This window comes from Streptomyces sp. NPDC053673 (genome assembly GCF_055585225.1).
Genome location: NZ_JBVJKN010000010.1, coordinates 65,529 through 83,162, shown reverse-complemented (window position 1 = coordinate 83,162; position 17,634 = coordinate 65,529). Strand labels below are relative to the sequence as shown.

General features: G+C 70.4%; 18 protein-coding genes. 8 read left to right on the top strand and 10 right to left on the bottom strand.

The genetic code is table 11. From position 1 onward, the window contains the following. Window positions 1-660: 660 nt before the first annotated feature. Complete coding sequence (locus tag ACZ6ZQ_RS16885) at window positions 661-1,458, top strand: C40 family peptidase (RefSeq protein WP_469769299.1); 798 nt, start codon at window positions 661-663, stop codon at window positions 1,456-1,458. Window positions 1,459-1,838: 380 nt separating this feature from the next. On the opposite strand, the gene ACZ6ZQ_RS16880 is transcribed toward ACZ6ZQ_RS16885, so the two are convergent. Then, the gene (locus tag ACZ6ZQ_RS16880) at window positions 1,839-2,705 is read right to left on the bottom strand and encodes an NAD(P)-dependent oxidoreductase (protein WP_469769298.1); all 867 of its coding nucleotides are present in this window, start codon (window positions 2,703-2,705) and stop codon (window positions 1,839-1,841) included. Window positions 2,706-2,843: 138 nt separating this feature from the next. On the opposite strand from ACZ6ZQ_RS16880, the gene ACZ6ZQ_RS16875 reads away from it, so the two are divergent. After that, the gene (locus ACZ6ZQ_RS16875) at window positions 2,844-3,821 is read left to right on the top strand and encodes a helix-turn-helix domain-containing protein (protein WP_469769297.1); all 978 of its coding nucleotides are present in this window, start codon (window positions 2,844-2,846) and stop codon (window positions 3,819-3,821) included. A gap of 14 nt (window positions 3,822-3,835) precedes the next feature. Here ACZ6ZQ_RS16875 and ACZ6ZQ_RS16870 read toward each other — a convergent pair whose 3' ends face one another. Continuing rightward, entirely contained in the window at window positions 3,836-5,122 is a 1,287-nt protein-coding gene (locus tag ACZ6ZQ_RS16870) for a geranylgeranyl reductase family protein (RefSeq protein ID WP_469769296.1), read from the bottom strand. Window positions 5,123-5,221: 99 nt separating this feature from the next. Between ACZ6ZQ_RS16870 and ACZ6ZQ_RS16865 the strand changes: the two genes are divergently transcribed. After that, entirely contained in the window at window positions 5,222-5,758 is a 537-nt protein-coding gene (locus ACZ6ZQ_RS16865) for a GNAT family N-acetyltransferase (RefSeq protein ID WP_469769295.1), read from the top strand. 157 nt (window positions 5,759-5,915) lie between these two features. Here ACZ6ZQ_RS16865 and ACZ6ZQ_RS16860 read toward each other — a convergent pair whose 3' ends face one another. The 5 genes from ACZ6ZQ_RS16860 to ACZ6ZQ_RS16840 all read right to left on the bottom strand — a co-directional run bounded on the left by ACZ6ZQ_RS16860 (window position 5,916) and on the right by ACZ6ZQ_RS16840 (window position 11,298). Continuing rightward, window positions 5,916-6,827 (bottom strand): glutaminase, encoded by a 912-nt coding sequence (locus ACZ6ZQ_RS16860; RefSeq protein WP_469769294.1) that lies wholly within the window; start codon window positions 6,825-6,827, stop codon window positions 5,916-5,918. A 21-nt stretch (window positions 6,828-6,848) separates the two neighbouring features. Further along, on the bottom strand, window positions 6,849-7,544 hold the full coding sequence (locus ACZ6ZQ_RS16855) for a demethylmenaquinone methyltransferase (protein WP_469769293.1): 696 nt from the start codon (window positions 7,542-7,544) through the stop codon (window positions 6,849-6,851). Between the two features lie 76 nt (window positions 7,545-7,620). After that, window positions 7,621-8,265: a hypothetical protein gene (locus ACZ6ZQ_RS16850; RefSeq protein WP_469769292.1), complete on the bottom strand. Its 645-nt coding sequence runs from the start codon at window positions 8,263-8,265 to the stop codon at window positions 7,621-7,623. A 7-nt stretch (window positions 8,266-8,272) separates the two neighbouring features. Next, window positions 8,273-9,472, bottom strand: coding sequence for a cyclic dehypoxanthinyl futalosine synthase (mqnC, locus tag ACZ6ZQ_RS16845; RefSeq protein ID WP_453660343.1), 1,200 nt, complete (start codon window positions 9,470-9,472; stop codon window positions 8,273-8,275). Window positions 9,473-9,639: 167 nt separating this feature from the next. Then, window positions 9,640-11,298, bottom strand: coding sequence for a serine/threonine-protein kinase (locus ACZ6ZQ_RS16840; protein WP_469769291.1), 1,659 nt, complete (start codon window positions 11,296-11,298; stop codon window positions 9,640-9,642). Window positions 11,299-11,489: 191 nt separating this feature from the next. On the opposite strand from ACZ6ZQ_RS16840, the gene ACZ6ZQ_RS16835 reads away from it, so the two are divergent. Then, entirely contained in the window at window positions 11,490-12,548 is a 1,059-nt protein-coding gene (locus tag ACZ6ZQ_RS16835) for an alpha/beta hydrolase (RefSeq protein WP_469769290.1), read from the top strand. An 81-nt stretch (window positions 12,549-12,629) separates the two neighbouring features. Here the strand turns inward: ACZ6ZQ_RS16835 and ACZ6ZQ_RS16830 are convergent, their stop codons facing one another. Next, window positions 12,630-13,517, bottom strand: a complete 888-nt coding sequence (locus ACZ6ZQ_RS16830; protein ID WP_469769289.1) for a menaquinone biosynthetic enzyme MqnA/MqnD family protein — start codon at window positions 13,515-13,517, stop codon at window positions 12,630-12,632. 276 nt (window positions 13,518-13,793) lie between these two features. Between ACZ6ZQ_RS16830 and ACZ6ZQ_RS16825 the strand changes: the two genes are divergently transcribed. The 4 genes from ACZ6ZQ_RS16825 (at window position 13,794) to ACZ6ZQ_RS16810 (ending at window position 16,401) form a co-directional block, all read left to right on the top strand. Beyond that, window positions 13,794-13,997 (top strand): cold-shock protein, encoded by a 204-nt coding sequence (locus ACZ6ZQ_RS16825; RefSeq protein WP_003967102.1) that lies wholly within the window; start codon window positions 13,794-13,796, stop codon window positions 13,995-13,997. A 207-nt stretch (window positions 13,998-14,204) separates the two neighbouring features. Then, window positions 14,205-14,603, top strand: coding sequence for a DnaJ family domain-containing protein (locus ACZ6ZQ_RS16820; protein ID WP_469769288.1), 399 nt, complete (start codon window positions 14,205-14,207; stop codon window positions 14,601-14,603). A 145-nt stretch (window positions 14,604-14,748) separates the two neighbouring features. After that, window positions 14,749-15,288 carry a hypothetical protein gene (locus ACZ6ZQ_RS16815; RefSeq protein WP_469769287.1) on the top strand — a complete coding sequence of 180 codons (540 nt, stop codon included), beginning with the start codon at window positions 14,749-14,751 and terminating at the stop codon, window positions 15,286-15,288. A 276-nt stretch (window positions 15,289-15,564) separates the two neighbouring features. After that, window positions 15,565-16,401: a DUF4097 family beta strand repeat-containing protein gene (locus tag ACZ6ZQ_RS16810; protein WP_469769286.1), complete on the top strand. Its 837-nt coding sequence runs from the start codon at window positions 15,565-15,567 to the stop codon at window positions 16,399-16,401. A 226-nt stretch (window positions 16,402-16,627) separates the two neighbouring features. On the opposite strand, the gene ACZ6ZQ_RS16805 is transcribed toward ACZ6ZQ_RS16810, so the two are convergent. Both ACZ6ZQ_RS16805 and ACZ6ZQ_RS16800 read right to left on the bottom strand, forming a co-directional pair. Continuing rightward, window positions 16,628-17,248 (bottom strand): TetR/AcrR family transcriptional regulator, encoded by a 621-nt coding sequence (locus ACZ6ZQ_RS16805; RefSeq protein ID WP_469769418.1) that lies wholly within the window; start codon window positions 17,246-17,248, stop codon window positions 16,628-16,630. Between the two features lie 140 nt (window positions 17,249-17,388). Beyond that, the gene (locus tag ACZ6ZQ_RS16800; RefSeq protein ID WP_099048249.1) at window positions 17,389-17,463 is read right to left on the bottom strand and encodes a 50S ribosomal protein bL37; all 75 of its coding nucleotides are present in this window, start codon (window positions 17,461-17,463) and stop codon (window positions 17,389-17,391) included. Between the last annotated feature and the right edge of the window lie 171 nt (window positions 17,464-17,634).

Genomic DNA, 17,634 nt, shown 5'->3' with positions numbered 1-17,634 from the left:
GTTGGACCGCACCGGGCACCGCCTCGCCGCCTCGCGAAGATCACGCATATGTGAGGCAGTTCACAAGCCCGACTGCTCCGCATCCTATGCCTGCCGGTCTGTGATCTGCGACACGGGGTACGACAACGACTTTGTGATCTCCACCACCTGACGAAGGATCATGAAGTCGGATGAGCGGTGATCTTCATACGGGAAGCGCACGAGCGACTACAAAAGGTGACGCCTTCCCCTATTACCGCTGGTCAGGGGTGGTCGCCCCTATCAGGGATCTCCCCGTGCAAGCAAATTCGCGATGGGCTGGACCGGGTGATAGAGGGCGCCGTCACCCGGGCGAGGGGCAGGGCGGACCGGGGTGGACGCGTGCATCCGTTCACGAGGCTCCGGGGCGTCGTCGGCGGTGACCATTCTGTGACCTGTACCACTCGGCGGCGGTCCCCGAAAACCGGGGCTTGGCCATCGGTGCGAAGGGGTGGTAAGCGGCGGGCAATCCGGACCTTTTTCTGAAAGCCCATGATCACGGCCGTGATCACGCATGCCCGTTTTGCCCGTTACGGCGTCAATAAAGGTCCCAGGAAAGCGGATTAGGCGCCTCCGTGCGCAACTGTGGCGCAACACACGTTTCTTGAAGGGAACCGTGAGCCCCTGATAGCGGTTGTACTCATGTCCCACACCGCTCACATACGAAGCCACCGGAAGCCCCGCACTCGTAGCGCCTCGACGCTCGCGCTCCGGGCCGGAGTTGCCGGTGGCGTCCTCAGCACCATCGCGGTGGCCGGTAGCACCGTGCCGGCGAACGCCGAGCCGGTGACCGAGACCATCGAGATGCCCGCGCTCACGCTCGACACCCCGCAGCTCGCGAGCGCGGTGGCCCTCTCCGCCGAGGCGACGCAGCAGGCCGCCCTGGATCTGGAACTGCAGACCCAGGAGAACGCTGCCGCAGCGAAGGCCGCCAAGGCCGCGAAGAAGGCCAAGGCCGAGGCGGACCGCAAGGCCGAGGCCGAGCGGAAGGCCGAAGAGGCCGCCCGCGCCGAGGCCAAGGAGCGCGCCTCCCGCTCCTCCGAGCGCACCACGCTCTCCGCCTCCTCGCGGAGCACCTCCGCATCCGGCTCCGTCGGGACGGTCATCTCCTTCCTCAAGGCACAGCTCGGCGACGCCTACGTCATGGGCGCCAGCGGCCCCAACGCCTGGGACTGCTCCAGCCTCGTCCAGGCCGCGTACCGCCAGGTGGGCGTGGACCTGCCCCGCGTCTCCCAGGACCAGTCCGTGGCCGGCACCCAGGTCTCCCTGGACAACCTCCAGGTCGGCGACATCCTCTACTGGGGCGGCGCCGGCTCGGCGTACCACGTCGGCGTCTACATCGGCGACGGCCAGTACCTCGACGCCGCGAACCCCAGCAAGGGCGTCGTGATCCAGGACCTGTCGGGCTACCCGGCGAGCGGCGCGGTCCGCGTCCTCTGACGCACCCTGACACTTCGCCGAGGGCCGTCGCTCCCACCCGGGAGCGGCGGCCCTTCGCTCACCCGAGATCGAAGGTGTTCGGCAGTCCCAGCCGCCACCTGGCCTCGTCGACGCGCTTGCGGGCCTCCATCTCCGGCGGCTGGTAGTGCCCCCCAGGTCTCGCACCGCCCGGCGGTCGAGCCGTCCGCGTCGAGCAGGGCGTTGACGGCGCGCCGGGCCGCCTCGTTGGTGCCCTCCATCGACGGCCCATGGCTGCGCCCCCCTCCACCGACGCCCGTGGCATGGATACGCCGGCAGGGGCGCCGGGAGGGGGGTTGAGCCGGAAGTGAACGGGCACGGACGGCCACAGCATCTTTACAGTGCGTACACGACCTCGGCGTTCAGCCCTTGCGGAACAGCTCGATCGCCCGGGCGTAGCTGTCGCCGCCGTTGCCGTCGGCGACGGCCTGCGCCATCAGGTCCCGGTGCAGCCGGGGCAGCCGCCCGTCGACCCCCCGGGCTTCCCCCGCATGCAGGAGGTGCTCGACCGTCGCGAGCTGTACGTCGATCGTGGCGTCGTCGCCCGGGTAGTGACCCGCGTCGATCTGACCCGCGTAGGTGTCCATGAAACCCGTGACCGTCGTCAGCCAGCGGATCGCCACCGGCGTGAAGGTCTGCGCGGACACCCCGTCCGCGCCGACGAGCGCCGTCGCGTGCAGCCAGCCGCCGAACACCGACCACATCAGTCCGAGCAGCCCCGTGTCGTACAGCGAGGCGAGCCCGGCGTCCTCACCGAGGTCGACCGGGTCACCGAGCACGGCGAGGGTGTCACGGTGAGCGGCGAGGGCAGCGGAGGAGCCGCTGTAGAGGATCATGTTCGCCTGATTCCCCACACCGGGCGGTGTCGTCATGATGCCGCCGTCGAGGTAGCCGATGCCGTTGCCGGCCGCCCATGCCGCCTCCTCGCGGGCCTGTTCGGGCGAGCCGGACGTCAGATTGACGAGGGTGCGCCCGGACAGCAGCCCGGCGACTGGGTCGAGGAGTTCGCGTACGGCGGTGTAGTCGAGGACGCAGACTGCGACGAGCTCGCCCGCCTCGACCGCTTCGGCGACGGTGGCCGCGCGCTCGGCTCCCCGGGCGACGAGCGCGTCCGCCTTCTCCGGTGTGCGGTTCCAGACGGTCGTCGGGTGGCCCGAGTCCAGAAAGGCCCCGGCGAGCGCCGTACCCATCTGCCCCAGTCCGATGACGGTGACTTTTGTGCGGGTCATGGCGATAACTCCCTCTAAAGCGTGGTTCCTTGTGCAAGATCCACACTCTCAGCGGGTCCGAGTCGTCGACAGTGGCAGGAGTGCCCATCTCCGCAAAATTCCTGCCGCACACTCGGCGCCGACCGTACGCTCGGCACCATGCGCCCAGGAATCGTCGCCGTCGCCGTCGTGCCGGATCAACGGTCCGGGATCTCGCTCTGGGAGATGTACGAACTCTCCATCGCCTGCACCGTGTTCGGCATCCCGCACCCCGATCTTGCCGACCCCTGGTACGAGCTGCGCCTGTGCGGCCCCGCACAGGACAGCGCCGGTCCCGGGCTCTCCGTGCGCACGGAGTACGGCCTCGACGCGCTCGCCGGGGCGGACACCGTCATCGTGCCGTCCGTGCCCGACGCGTGCGTCGACGGCGGCGAGGAGGCGCCTGCCGAGCTCGTTGACGCCCTGCGCGCCGCCGCCGCATCCGGGGCCCGCATGGTCTCGCTGTGCACCGGCGCGTTCGCGCTCGCGGCCGCCGGGCTCCTCGACGGCCGCCGGGCCACCGCCCACTGGCAGCACACGGCCGAGCTCGCCGCCCGTCATCCCGAGGTGGTCGTCGACGACTCGGTGCTCTACACCGACGAGGGAAACGTGCTGACCAGCGCCGGTGCCACGGCGGCGCTGGACCTGTGTCTGCATCTGGTCCGCCGCGATCTGGGTGCGGGCGTCGCGGGCAAGCTGGCCCGCCGGCTCGTCGTGCACGCCCATCGCACCGGCGGGCAGGCCCAGTTCATCGACGCACCGGTGCCGCAGAGCGACGACGACAGCCTCGGCCCCGTACTGCAGTGGGCGGCCGAGCATCTGGAGGACCCGCTCACGGTGGAGGAGCTCGCGCGCCGAGCGCGGATGAGCCCGCGCACGTTCTACCGGCGACTCCAGGAGAGCACCGGGACGACACCGCTGCAGTGGCTGCTGCAGCAGCGCGTGGCGCGGGCACAGACCCTGCTGGAGTCCACCGATCTGCCCGTCGAGCAGATCGGTGAACACAGCGGGCTGGGTACGGCGGCGAATCTGCGCCGCCACTTCACCCGGTCGGTGGGTGTGTCCCCTACCGACTACCGGAGGTCGTTCAGGCCTTGAGGCTCCGGCGAGGCTCAGGCCTTCGGCGCCACCTTCGAGAGCCCGTTGATGATGCGGTCCATCGCGTCGCCGCCCGTCGGGTCGGTGAGGTTGGCGAGCATCTTCAGCGTGAACTTCATCAGCAGCGGGTGGGTCAGTCCGCGCTGCGTCGCGATCTTCATGACCTTCGGGTTGCCGATGAGCTTCACGAAGGCGCGGCCCAGCGTGTAGTAGCCGCCGTAGGTGTCCTTGAGGACCTTCGGGTAGCCGTGGAGGGCCAGTTCGCGCTGGGCCGGGGTCGCCCGGGCGTGTGCCTGGACGATGACGTCCGCGGCGATCTGGCCGGACTCCATGGCGTACGCGATGCCCTCGCCGTTGAACGGGTTGACGAGGCCTCCCGCGTCGCCGACCAGCAGCAGGCCCTTCGTGTAGTGCGGCTGCCGGTTGAAGGCCATCGGGAGCGCGGCGCCGCGGATCGGCATCGTCATGTTGTCCGGGGTGTAGCCCCAGTCCTCCGGCATCGAGGCGCACCAGGCCTTCAGCACCTCGCGCCAGTCGAGCTCCTTGAAGGCGGACGAGGTGTTGAGCACGCCGAGGCCGACGTTGGACGTGCCGTCGCCCATGCCGAAGATCCAGCCGTAGCCGGGCAGCAGCCGGTCCTGGGCGCCGCGCCGGTCCCAGAGCTCCAGCCAGGACTCCAGGTAGTCGTCGTCGTGCCGGGGGCTGGTGAAGTACGTACGGACCGCGACGCCCATCGGGCGGTCCTCACGACGGTGCAGCCCCATCGCGAGGGAGATCCGGGAGGAGTTGCCGTCCGCGGCGACGACGAGCGGGGCGGAGAAGGTGACCTCGCGCTTCTCCTCGCCGAGTTTGGCGTGGACCCCCGTGATACGGCCGGTGCGGTCGTCGATGACCGGCGCGCCGACGTTGCAGCGCTCGTACAGCCGCGCGCCCGCCTTCTGCGCCTGGCGGGCCAGTTGCTCGTCGAAGTCGTCCCGCTTGCGGACGAGGCCGTAGTCCGGGTAGCTGGCGAGCTCCGGCCAGTCGAGCTGGAGCCGGACGCCGCCGCCGATGATCCGCAGGCCCTTGTTGCGCAGCCAGCCGGCCTCTTCGGAGATGTCGATGCCCATCGAGACGAGCTGCTTGGTGGCGCGGGGGGTGAGGCCGTCGCCGCAGACCTTCTCGCGCGGGAACGCCGTCTTCTCCAGAAGGAGTACGTCGAGACCGGCCTTGGCCAGGTAGTACGCAGTCGTCGAGCCGGCCGGGCCTGCCCCGACGACGATCACATCTGCGGTGTGCTCGGAGGGCGTCGTCTCGGTCACGGCCAGTTCTCCCGAAGACTCGAATTCGCGTGCCAGGCGGCACAGGTCATGTGCAGTCTATGGGGGCGTACTGATCGACAATCGAAGGGCTCCCCCGCGATGACCGCAGCCTCTCTCCCCGTCGTACAGCTCCGCGTTCCCACCGAGGAGGACGCGTTCGCCTGGCATCACGTCTTCGACGACCCGGACGTCATGGAGTTCCACGGGGGCAGGTCCGCCGAGCTGTCGGTGTACGAGGAGCTCACCGCCCGCCAGCGCCGCCATGACGCGGAGCGCGGCTTCTGTCTGTGGACGATGCTCGACGAGGCGGGCGAGGTGATCGGCTTCACGGGCGCGCAGCCGTGGCCGCACAAGACCTTCGGTCCGGTCGGCGAGATCGAGATCGGCTGGCGGCTGGGGCGGGCGTACTGGGGCCGGGGCTATGCGACGGCCGCCGCACGGATCACCCTGGAACGGGTGCGGGCGGCGGGCGTCCCGTCGGTGGTCGCGATGGTCGACGCCCGCAACGAGCGGTCGATCGCCGTCACGCGGCGGCTGGGCATGGAGCGGACGGAGACGTTCGGCATCCCGGACTCGGATCGCAAGGCCTACTGCTTCCGGCTCGTTCTCCAGGGCCTGTCCGGTGGATCTTGCTGAGCTCGCGGATCCGGCCCGATCCGCCGGACAGGCCCTGGCCCCGAAGAGTCCTCGTTCAGGGGACAGGCACACCCACGGCGCCGGACAGGCCCGGGACAGGCCTAGGTCGTGTCTGACAAATCCCGCCTGGCGGACGGCGCTATTTGTCAGACACGACCTAGAACACCGACAGGCCGGTCAGTGTCGTGAACCGGTCCAGCGCCGCCACGCCCGCCACCGAATTGCCCTGCTTGTCCAGCCCCGGGCTCCACACGCACAGCGTGCACCGCCCCGGTACGACCGCGACGATCCCGCCACCCACCCCGCTCTTGCCGGGCAGCCCGACCCGGTACGCGAACTCGCCCGCCGCGTCGTACGTACCGCAGGTGAGCATCACCGCGTTGATCTGCTTGGCCTCGCTGCGGGTCAGCAGCCGGGTGCCGTCCGCGCGCAGCCCGTGACGGGCCAGGAAGCGGGCCGCGAGCGCCAGATCGGCGCAGCTCATCTCGATCGAGCACTGCCAGAAGTAGTGGTCGAGCAGCGCGGAGACAGGATTGGCGATGTTGCCGTACGACGCCATGAAGTGGGCCAGCGCGGCGTTCCGGTCGCCGTGCGCGGACTCCGATCCGGCGACCTCCGGATCGAAGGCCAGCTCCGGGTTCCCGCTCTCCTGCCGCAGGAACTCCAGCAGTTCGCTGCTCGCGTCGCCGGTCAGGGTCTGCAGCCGGTCGGTGACGACGAGGGCGCCCGCGTTGATGAACGGATTGCGCGGGATGCCGTTCTCGTACTCCAGCTGCACCAGCGAGTTGAACGGGTTGCCGGAGGGTTCCCGGCCCACGTGTTCCCACAGGCTGTCGCCGCCCTGCGAGAGGGCGAGGGCCAGGGCGAAGACCTTGGTGACGGACTGGGTGGAAAAGGGCCGTTCCCAGTCCCCGACCCCGTACACCTTGCCGTCGAGATCGGCGAGGGCCATGCCGAACCGGCTCGGGTCGACGGAGGCCAGGGCCGGGATGTACTCGGCGGGTGTGCCGCTGCCGACGAGCGGTGCGACGTCCTGCGCGATCTGCTCCAGGATCGCCTGGTAGTCCATGGTGTCTGGGCCTTCGGGTACTTACTGCGGCTTGGTGCCGCGGTGCAGCGCCACGATCCCGCCGGTCAGATTCCGCCACGCCACCTTCGACCAGCCGGCCTTCTGCAGCAGCCCGGCGAGCTCCGGCTGCTCGGGCCACGACTGGATCGACTCGGCGAGATAGACGTACGCGTCCGGGTTCGACGAGACCGCACGCGCCACGGGCGGCAGCGCCCGCATCAGGTACTCCTCGTAGACGGTCCGGAACGGCGCCCACGTCGGGTGCGAGAACTCGCAGATCACGACACGCCCGCCCGGCTTGGTCACCCGGTACAGCTCACGCAGCGCCCCCTCCGTGTCCTGCACGTTGCGCAGCCCGAAGGAGATCGTCACGGCGTCGAAGGCGTTGTCCTGGAACGGCAGCTTCGTCGCGTCCCCGGCGGTGAGCGGAAGCCACGGGTGCCGCTTCTTGCCCTCGCGCAGCATGCCGAGGGAGAAGTCGCACGGCACGACGTACGCGCCGGTGCGGGTGAAGGGCAGCGAGGACGTGCCGGTGCCGGCGGCGAGGTCGAGGATCTTCTCGGCCGGGCGTGCGTTCACCGCCTTGGCGACCTCATTGCGCCATCGCCGGTCCTGGCCGAGCGAGAGCACGTCATTGGTGAGGTCGTAGTTCGCCGCGACATCGTCGAACATCGAGGCGACTTCGTGCGGCTGCTTGTCCAGGGAGGCTCGGGTCACGCCCCCATTGTGCCGTTCGACCCCCGCCGGGCTTCGGGCAGGGCGCGCCGGACGGCTGCGCATGGGCGTCCGGCGCTCAGCGCGCCCGGTACACCAGGCGACCGGCGAGGACGGTGGCGACGCAGGTGCCGGCGCCGTGTTCGCGGAGTGCCCGCCCGGGGAGTTCGTCGACGGGCACGTCGAACACGGCGAAGTCGGCCGGAGCTCCGGCCGCCAGTTCGCCGTCGAGCACCGCGCCCAGCGGGCGCGTGGCGAACGGATCGAGCGACGGGCTCCCGCCGTCCCGGCCGGGGCGTCGGTCACGCACCCGCAGGCCCGAACGCGCGACCGCCGTGCGCACCGCCGGGCGGGTGAACGGGCCGACGACCGCCGTCGTGCCATGCCGCAGCATGCGCTGCAGCCCGCGTCGTGCGCTCGCGCCCCAGCGCGCGTCGTCCAGTGCGAGGGCCGCGAGCGCGTCGCCCGTCAGCGGCTCCGTGCCGAGCGTGTCCGCCTCACGCGGGTCCGGGTGGTAGGCGGCCTCCAGCAGGGCGGCGGCATCGGGGTTCACCAGCCCCGGGGTGAGCAGCCCCGGCCAGCGGCGCACCCGCGCCTGCGGGCGGTCCGCGGCGAGCGTCTCGTACCGCCCCAGAGCGACGATCAGCCCGCCGTCCACGGCGACGGCGTCGCCGCGCCCGCGGCCGGCACCGAACACCGCGTCCGCGACATGAATCGTCAGCACGGCCGGGTCAGTTCGCGTTCAGCAGCTTCAACTCGGGGTGCGCCGTGCCGCCCTCGATCGCCGTCGACGAGATGTGCGAGGCGACGCGCTCGTCCACGGGGTCGTTCGCCGGGTCGTCGTGGACGGTGATGTGCTCGTACGTCGTCGTCCGCTGTGCCGGGACGCGGTCCGCCTTGCGGATCAGGTCGATGATCTCCTGCCGGTTGGACCGGTGCTTCGCGCCCGCCGAGGAGACGACGTTCTCCTCCAGCATGATCGAGCCCAGGTCGTCGGCACCGTAGTGCAGCGACAGCTGGCCGATCTCCTTGCCCGTCGTCAGCCACGAGCCCTGGATGTGGGCGACGTTGTCGAAGAACAGACGGGCGATCGCGATCATCCGCAGGTACTCGAAGATCGTCGCCTGCGTGCGGCCCTTGAGGTGGTTGTTCTCGGGCTGGTACGTGTACGGGATGAAGGCCCGGAAGCCACCCGTCCGGTCCTGTACGTCACGGATCATCCGCAGGTGCTCGATGCGCTCGGCGTTGGTCTCGCCCGTACCCATCAGCATCGTCGAGGTGGACTCGACACCCAGCCGGTGCGCGGTCTCCATGATCTCCAGCCAGCGCTCGCCGGACTCCTTCAGCGGGGCGATCGCCTTGCGCGGCCGCTCCGGCAGCAGCTCGGCGCCGGCGCCCGCGAAGGAGTCCAGGCCGGCCGCGTGGATGCGCTGGACGGCCTCCTCGACCGACACCTTGGAGATACGGGCCATGTGCTCGACCTCGGACGCGCCGAGGGAGTGGATGACCAGCTGCGGGAACGCCTGCTTGATGGCGGCGAAGTGCTCCTCGTAGTACTCGACGCCGTAGTCCGGGTGGTGTCCGCCCTGGAACATGATCTGGGTGCCGCCCAGCTCGACGGTCTCGGCGCAGCGCCGCAGGATGTCGTCGAGGTCCCGGGTCCAGCCCTTGGCGGTGTCCTTGGGCGGGGCGTAGAAGGCGCAGAACTTGCAGGCGGTGACGCAGACGTTGGTGTAGTTGATGTTCCGCTCGATGATGTACGTCGCGATGTGTTCGGTGCCGGCGTAGCGGCGGCGGCGTACGGCGTCGGCGGCTGCGCCCAGCGCGTGCAGCGGCGCGGACCGGTAGAGGTCGAGCGCCTCCTCGGGGGTGATCCGCCCGCCCTCGGCGGCACGGTCAAGGACGGACTGAAGGTCGGCCTTCTCGGTCACCGGGAGTCACCTTTCGGCGGTGTTTCAGGGCTTTGCGCGGGCCGGTCCAGCCTACGACAGCGGTGCGGTCCGCTCCTGGGGTGCCCCCGCACGGTGTCTCGGGGAGGGGAGGCAGGGGGAGTTGCCCAGGCCCTGTCCGGGCGGTGCACCGGGTCTCGCCCGGTGGGTCAGCGGCTCCTCGCCAGGTCGCCGGTCGGACTGCCGGCCCGGGCGTCGGCGGAGACGTAGCGCAGTGTGCTGCCGTCCAGCACGAGCCGCAGCCCGGTCGTGCTCTCGGTGCACATTCCCTTGCTGCGCGGGCCGCGCTTCGCATCGACGACGAGGGTCTTCGCGTCGGCGCTGGTGGCGGTGAGCAGGTCCTCGCAGATGAAGTTGCCCAGGATGTCGGTCTGTTCGGCCTTGCCGATCCGCTGGCCGGTGCGGCCGCCCTCGATGGTGACCTTCATCGTTCCCGCGGGCAGTCCGGCGGCGGTGACCGCGCCCTCCCAGGTGCCGATGAACCCCTTCGGCACGTCCTTCAGCGGGGGCGTCGCCCCGTCCGCCGGCTCACCGGACGCCGACGACTTGGGCGGCTCGGCCAGGTCGTTGTGGCCGCCGCCGCCACCGGGGAAGAGGTCGAAGAGCACGCCCGCGCCCACGCTCACCGCGGCCAGCGCGCCCGCCACGGCGAGGGCGACCGTGCAGCTCACCTTGCGGCCGCCGCCGGGGCGGCCGCGTTCCGAGCTGGTGGTCACCGAGACGGAGAGCCGGCCGTCGGGCCGGCGCTGCGGCGGTACCGCGTCCGCCACGGACGGCGCCCCCGGGGGCCGCGTCGGCACCGGCGGCCCGGTCTGCGCCGGAAACTGCGTCGGTGGTTCGACCGGCGGGCCGAACTCCCCCATCGCCTGGCTGGTGAACGGCACGGGCCCCGAGCCCACCGGGTCCTGCCGCGCGGGCTCCAGGTCGAGCAGTCGCACCGCCGACCGGCTGACCTGCTCGACGAGTGGTCCGGGCAGCCAGCCCGCCCCCACCAGCGCGCCCGCGCCGCCCGGCGCGAGCCGGCGGGCGAGGTCCGCGGGAGCCGGCCGTTCGGCCGGGTTCTTGGCCAGGCACATGGTGACGATGTCGCGCAGTTCCCCGGCCAGCGCGCCCAGTTCGGGCTCCTCGTGGACCACCTTGTAGAGCAGGGCGGCGGACGAGTCGCCCGGGAAGGGCGCGGCACCCGTCGCGGCGTACGCGAGGACCGCGCCGAGCGAGAAGACATCCGCGGCGCCGGTGACACCCTGTCCGAGGATCTGTTCGGGTGCCATGTAGCCGGGCGAGCCGACCGACACACCGGTCGCGGTGAGCGAGGCGGTGCCGTCGGTGGCGCGGGCGATGCCGAAGTCGATGAGGCGGGGGCCGTCGAGCGCGAGCAGTACGTTCGAGGGCTTGACGTCCCGGTGGACCAGGTCCAGCGCGTGCACGGCCGCCAGTGCCTCGGCGAGCCCCGCGCCCAGCGTCCGCACGGTGTGCTCCGGCAGCGGCCCGTACTCGGCGACGGCCTGCGCCAGCGAGGGTCCGGCCACATAGCCGGTGGCCACCCACGGAACGGACGCCTCCGGGTCCGCGTCCAGCACCGGCGCGGTCCAGGCCCCGCCCACCCGCCGGGCCGCCTCCACCTCGCGACGGAAACGGGCCCGGAACTGCTCGTCGAGCGCGAAATGCGGATGGACCACCTTGACCGCGACGGTCCTGCCGCCTTCGGAACGCGCGAGATAGACCCGGCCCATGCCGCCCGCTCCGAGCCGGCCGAGCAGCCGGTACGGACCGATGCTCTGCGGCTCGCCCGCCTCCAGCGGCTGCATGAGCTCCCCCGATTCCGCCCGACTGCGCGATGTCCGTCCGGGACAGCGTAGAACGCCGCGTGGGCCGGATCACGGCGATTGGGTCCCTCTCCGGGCCAACCGATCGGCCCCGGCCCTCATCTCCCTTGGCGTAAACCGCGCACCACATCCGGAACCGCAGCGAAGCACCGCATAAAACCACGGAGTCCGTCATGAAACGCCTGCCCAAAGCCCTCATAGCCGCCGTCGCCCTCGGCTCTGTCGCGCTCGTCGCGGGCTGTTCGGACGAAGGAGACCCGCTCTCCTTCGACGGCCCGTCCGCTCAGGCCCCCGCGTCCTCCGCAGCGGGCTCCGGATCCGGCACCGGATCCGGCAAGGGCGGCGGCGCGGCCGCCGAGGCCGCGGCCAAGACCCTGATGCCGACCGGGCCGAAGGCGGAGTTCACCACCCAGAACACCGTCGACGACGGCACCAAGATCGGCGTCACCACGCTGCACGGCGCGAAGTCCGGCTTCACGGGCAAGGTCTGGGTCTGGGCCCCGAAGCAGTACTTCGACCCGAAGTACGCGAACAGCGGTTTCCCTGTGCTCATCGCGCTCCCCGGCGGCAACGGATACCCGAACAATTACTGGATGGGCACCGATCTGAAGCTGCAGAGCAGCATCAGTGAGTGGTCGCAGGAGGGGAAGAGCCTTCCGTTCATCGTCGTGATGCCCGTACTCAACCCGGACGACAAGTATTACTACGACGGGAGCGATATCCCGGGGCAGCCGAAAATGGGCACGTGGATGACCGAGGACGTCCCCGATCTCGTGAAGGCGAATTTCCGTACGTTCAAATCCCGGGACGGCTGGGCCTTCATGGGGTCGTCGTCGGGCGGCTTCGTCGGGCTGAAGTCGGTCCTGAAGCACCCCGACAAGTTCAAGGCGGTCATCGCCTCCGGGCCGGACACCGTGCCGGACTCCCCGCTGTGGGCGGGACACGCCACCGAGCAGCAGGCGAACAACCCGGAGAAGCTGGCCAAGGCACTCGGCAGCAAGCCGGCCGGCGAGGACCGCGATGTCTATCTGGCGTTCCAGGTCGGCACCAAGGAGTCCGCGGTGCGGAAGGTGAAGTCCTTCATCCGTGACTACACGAAGGGCCCGGTCAAGACCCGGCTGCAGGTCATCCAGGACGGCGAGCACAACGCCAAGACCTATGTGAAGGGCATGGAGGACGGGTCGATCGAGTGGATCAGCAAGCACATGCAGGCACCCATCCCCACGTCCTGACGTCCTGCCGTTCCGACGTTCCGACGTCCCGACTTCCCTACGACGCGCCTTCCGGCCCTGGGGGGGGGCGGCGTCCGGGCTTCAGGGGCCGAGCAGCTCGACCCGTACGTCCGCCGGGAACCCGGTCGTCGGACCGGTCCGGCGTGCGAACTCGCGCACACCGGCGAGCTGCTCGGGCCCGAAGCGGAAGTCGAGCGTCGTGAAGTACCGCTTCAGCAGCTCCGCGTCGAACGCCTCCCAGCGGGCCGCCTGCTCGGCGACCTTCGTGACCTCCTCCAGGGAAAGATCACGGGAGGCCAGGAAGGCCTCGTGGACCTTCCGTACGACGCGGGGCTCACGCGCGAGGTAGTCCTTGCGCGCCGCCCACACCGCGAACACGAACGGCAGCCCGGTCCAGTCCTTCCACATCTGGCCCAGGTCATGGACGTGCAGGCCCAGCCTCGGCGCGTCGTGCAGCGAGGCCCGCAGGGCGGCGTCGCCGATCAGCACGGCGGCCTCCGCCTCCTGCATCATCAGGCCGAGGTCGGGCGGGCACGTGTAGTAGTCCGGCGCCACGCCGTACCGCTCGGCGAGCAGCAGCTGCGCGAGACGCACCGAGGTGCGCGAGGTGGAGCCGAGGGCGACACGCACGCCGTCCAGCTGCTCCAGCGGCAGCTGGGACACGATCACGCAGGACATGACAGGCCCGTCGCAGCCGACCGCGATGTCGGGGAAGGCGACGAGGTCGTCGGCGTTGCGCAGATACTCGACGAGGGTGACGGGGCCGATGTCGAGGTCGCCGCGCACCAGCCGCTCGGAGAGCTTCTCCGGGGTGTCCTTCGTGAGCTCCAGATCGAGGAGCGTCCCGGTGCGGGCGAGGCCCCAGTAGAGGGGCAGGCAGTTCAGGAACTGGATGTGACCGACGCGCGGCCGGCTGCGACGGTCGCCGTCGGCGGCGGCGCTTTCTGCAGGTTCTGCATGACTGTCCACAGCGTGAGGCTAGACCTGCGGGCCGCGGCACCAATGGCCGGGGCGGCCCCGGCCACGCCACAAACGTCAGCATGTCAAGGCGCCATCAAGCTTCCGGGTGACGTGATCTTTCCCTCTACCGCTGCGAACACCCTGCGTGCTACGCTCAACGCAAGTTGCAGTTTGGTTTCCCTTGCAGTACAGAGCCTGCGGAGCATGTGACCCGCAGGCTTTTGTAGTTTTCAGACTTGTTTGCAGGTTCTGGAGCAGGGCAACCCTTTGGCCCAAGGAGGGCTTATGGCTACCGGAACCGTCAAGTGGTTCAACGCTGAAAAGGGCTTCGGCTTCATCGCCCAGGACGGCGGCGGCCCGGATGTCTTCGTCCACTACTCCGCGATCAACGCGTCTGGCTTCCGCTCCCTCGAGGAGAACCAGGTCGTGAACTTCGACGTCACTCAGGGTCCGAAGGGCCCGCAGGCGGAGAACGTCACCCCGGCCTAGTTGCCCGGGTCGGCGATCGCGTACGACTTAGCAGTACCCAAGGAGCCCTGCTCCCGTACCTCGCGTACGGAAGCGGGGCTCCTGCCTTTGCGCGGGGACGGCTGTCCGGCCCCCATGGCTGAACGGGTTGTCCACAGCCGGGGCACCGTCTGAAGGGTTGTCCACAACCCGCACCAAGAGATCCCCCGCGTCCGTACGCTGGAACACATGACCGAGCGCAAACCGACGGGCGTCAGCTTCGAGTCGTGGGTCGACAAGCAGATCCGCGAAGCGACGGAGCGCGGTGACTTCAAGGATCTGCCCGGCTTCGGCAAGCCCCTGCCGGAGAGCGACGACACCTACGACGAGCTGTGGTGGATCAAGGGCAAGATGCACCGCGAGGGCATATCGGTCCTGCCGCCGACGCTGCAGCTGCGCAAGGAGGCCGAGGACGCGCTGGAGAACGCCGGCCGGGCGCCATCGGAATCCGCGGTGCGGCGAATCGTCGCGGAGATCAACGAGAAGATCGCCGCGGCGGTCCGTCGCCCGCCACCCGGCCCGCCGCTGGGGCTGACGCCGTACGACATCGAGGAGGTCGTCCGGGACTGGCGGCGCAGACAGGGCTGACACGGTGGCGCAGGTCATCTCACCCGGCCTGCAATCCCCCGCACAGCGGCACCGGTGCGCCACGCCTGCGCCACTCGCACGCCACGGGCGCCATGTGACACCACGATGACTTGCAGTGGCGCCACTTTGGTGTCACAGTGGCGCCATGGACCTGACGCCCTACGTCGACAATCTCCGGCACGAACTCGCAGTCGCCGCGGATGCGGGCGGAGACGAAGCCCGTGCTCTGGCCGAGCGGCTCACCGCGCCCCTGGAGTCGGCCGCCCGGCTCACCCTGCTGAACGCGCTGTCCGCCGCCATGGGCGAGGTCACCCGTGACCTGGCGCCGGGCTCGGTCGACGTACGGCTGCGAGGGCTCGACCCCGAGTTCGTGGTGACGCCACCGCCGGCCCTGGAGCCGTACGGGGAAGCAGGGACGCCCGAGAGCGCGCCAAGTGCGGTGTCGGCGCCGGTGCCGCCCAGCCCTTCGGACGGTGCTGACGAGGGCGGTACGGCGCGGATCAACTTCCGCCTTCCTGCCCACCTCAAGACCCGGGTCGAGGACGCCGCGGGACAGGAAGGCCTCTCGGTCAACGCCTGGCTGGTGCGGGCCGTCGCCACCGCCCTGGAACCCGGCGACCGCGCCCGCCCACCTCGCGCCGGCCGCCACCGGAGCCAGCAGGGCTACACGGGCTGGGTTCGCTAGGGCCTGACCGGTGGATCAGGCTGGATCAGCGAGCGGCGGCATGCGGCTTCGGATCCAAGGCGGAGGAAGGAGGCATGGCGGAGCCATGCCGACTGACGACAACGCAGGAGACGGAGTCGCAGGGCGTCGCGAGCCCAGCCAGATCCACCGGACAGGCCCTAGGGCCCGACCGTGCCGAGCCCGGACCAGCGCCCGGCCCGCCGGCGCACAGCACCACTGCCCCTTCACCCGCCCCACCAGCGGGAACACACTCCAGACCATGAGAACGGGACAGCCATGCCTGCTTTCGACACTCCCGAACCGATCTCCGTCACCCTCGAATTCGACGTCGGGTCCGCCCGGATCACCGCGGGCAAGCGCACGGACACGGTGGTCGAGGTGCTGCCGAGCAACGGCGCAGCAGACGCCGACGTACGGGCCGTACAACAGACCACGGTCACCTGCTCGGGCGGCAAGTTGCTGGTCAAGGGGCCCAAGAAGCGCTCCTTGTTCGGCAGGACCGGGTCGGTCGACGTGAGCATCGAACTGCCGGCCGGATCGCATGTCCAGGGCAACTCCGCCCTGGCGGACTTCGTCTGTGAAGGGCGCCTCGGAGACTGCCGGCTCAGGACCTCGCTCGGCGACATCCAGGTGGACGAGGCGGGAACCGTGCGCCTGAGGACCGACCACGGCGAAATCCGCGTGGACCGCGTGGCGGGGGACGCCGAGGTCGTCGCGGCGGGCCGGATCGACCTCGGCGAGATCGCGGGCGCGGCGACGGTCAAGAACGGCAACGGCGAGACCACGATCGGCGAAGTCACCGGCGACCTCAGGGCGAACTCGGCCAACGGCCTCATCACCGTCGGCGTCGCACACGCCGGAGTCGACGCCAAGTCCGCCAACGGCGCCATCCGGATCGGCGAAGTGGCGCGCGGCCAGGTCGTGCTCCAGACCGCTGCGGGAGATCTCGAGGTCGGTATCCGAGAGGCCACCGCCGCCTGGCTCGACGTGAACACCCGCGTCGGCACCGTGCGCAACTCCCTCGGCGCGTCCGAGGGCCCCGACCCCTCCGACGAGACCGTCGAGGTGCGCGCCCGCACCGGTGTCGGCGACATCGTGATCCGCCGCGCCTGACCGCAGCCGTGACCGAATGAGCGGGCCCGCGACGCAGTACGGGGAATCTCACGGGTCGTTGGGGAATCTCAGGGGCGTTCGAGGGTCGCGGTCACCCGTTGGGCCGCCAACTCGCCGCGTACGCATGCTTCATGCGGGTTCGACGAGCGCGGCCCGCTCCCGATCGCATGCCCCCCATGTCCTCGGCCCTCGGCCCTCGGACCTCGGCTTCCCGCTCACCGTGCTCTCATCGGGCGGACGGCGACCACCGCTCCCCCTGCATGAGGTTGCCCAGTCCCTCCCACGCGAAGTTCATCAGCGTCGCCGCCGCCTCCTTCGCCGAGACGCCCGGCGTCTCGTTGGCCCAGCCGGCCAGCGACTCCGCCGCGCCCACGAGCGCCTGCGCGAGCCCCGCCACATCCCCGTCGGCGAGCTCGCCCTCGCCGTGGGTCTCCCGCGCCGCCGCCCCGATGAGCCCGGTCACGAACGCCACGATCTCGTCCCGCATCACGGTCACTTCCGCGGCGAACGGCTCACCGTGCGTCCGCGCCTGCCGGTGCAGCACCGCCCACGCGTCCGGGTGATCAGCGGTGTGCCGGAAGAACGCCGCGAGCCCCTCCCACAGCTGCCGGTCCGCCGGAAGCCCCGGCTCCACCGCCGCCCGTACCGCCGCGACGAGAGCCTCGGCCTCGCGCCGGATGCACGCCGTGAAGAGGTCCTCCTTGGAGTTGAGATAGAGATAGACCAGCGGCTTGGACACGCCCGCGAGCTCGGCGATCTCATCCATGGACGCCGCCCGGTAGCCGAGCTGCCCGAACGTCCGCACCGCGGCGTCCAGCATCTGCTGCTCGCGCATGGCGCGCGGCATCCGCTTGCCCTTACCGGCACCACCCACGTGAGACGCCCTCCCGGCTTACCGATCTACTGTTCGGTAAGAGTAAGGCCCGCACCGGAGTGCGGAACGCCGAAGGCCGCTCGCCCTGACGGGAGAACGGCCTCGGTGACTTCTCAGGCGTTGGGGCGCTTGCCGTGGTTGGCCTTTTTCCCCTTGCGGGCCCGCCGCTTGTTGCCTCGCTTCGACATGGTATGGATCTCCTTGTTTCAGGACTTTCTCCATGCCCTCGTCAGTCTAGGTTCGCCACCCGGGCTCCGCACCCACTGCCCGCTGGGGAACGCCTGCCGTTGCGACGCGAAACGCCCGTCGTTCCACGCGAACGGGCCCCCACCCGAAGGTGAGGGCCCGTTGACGGAGAA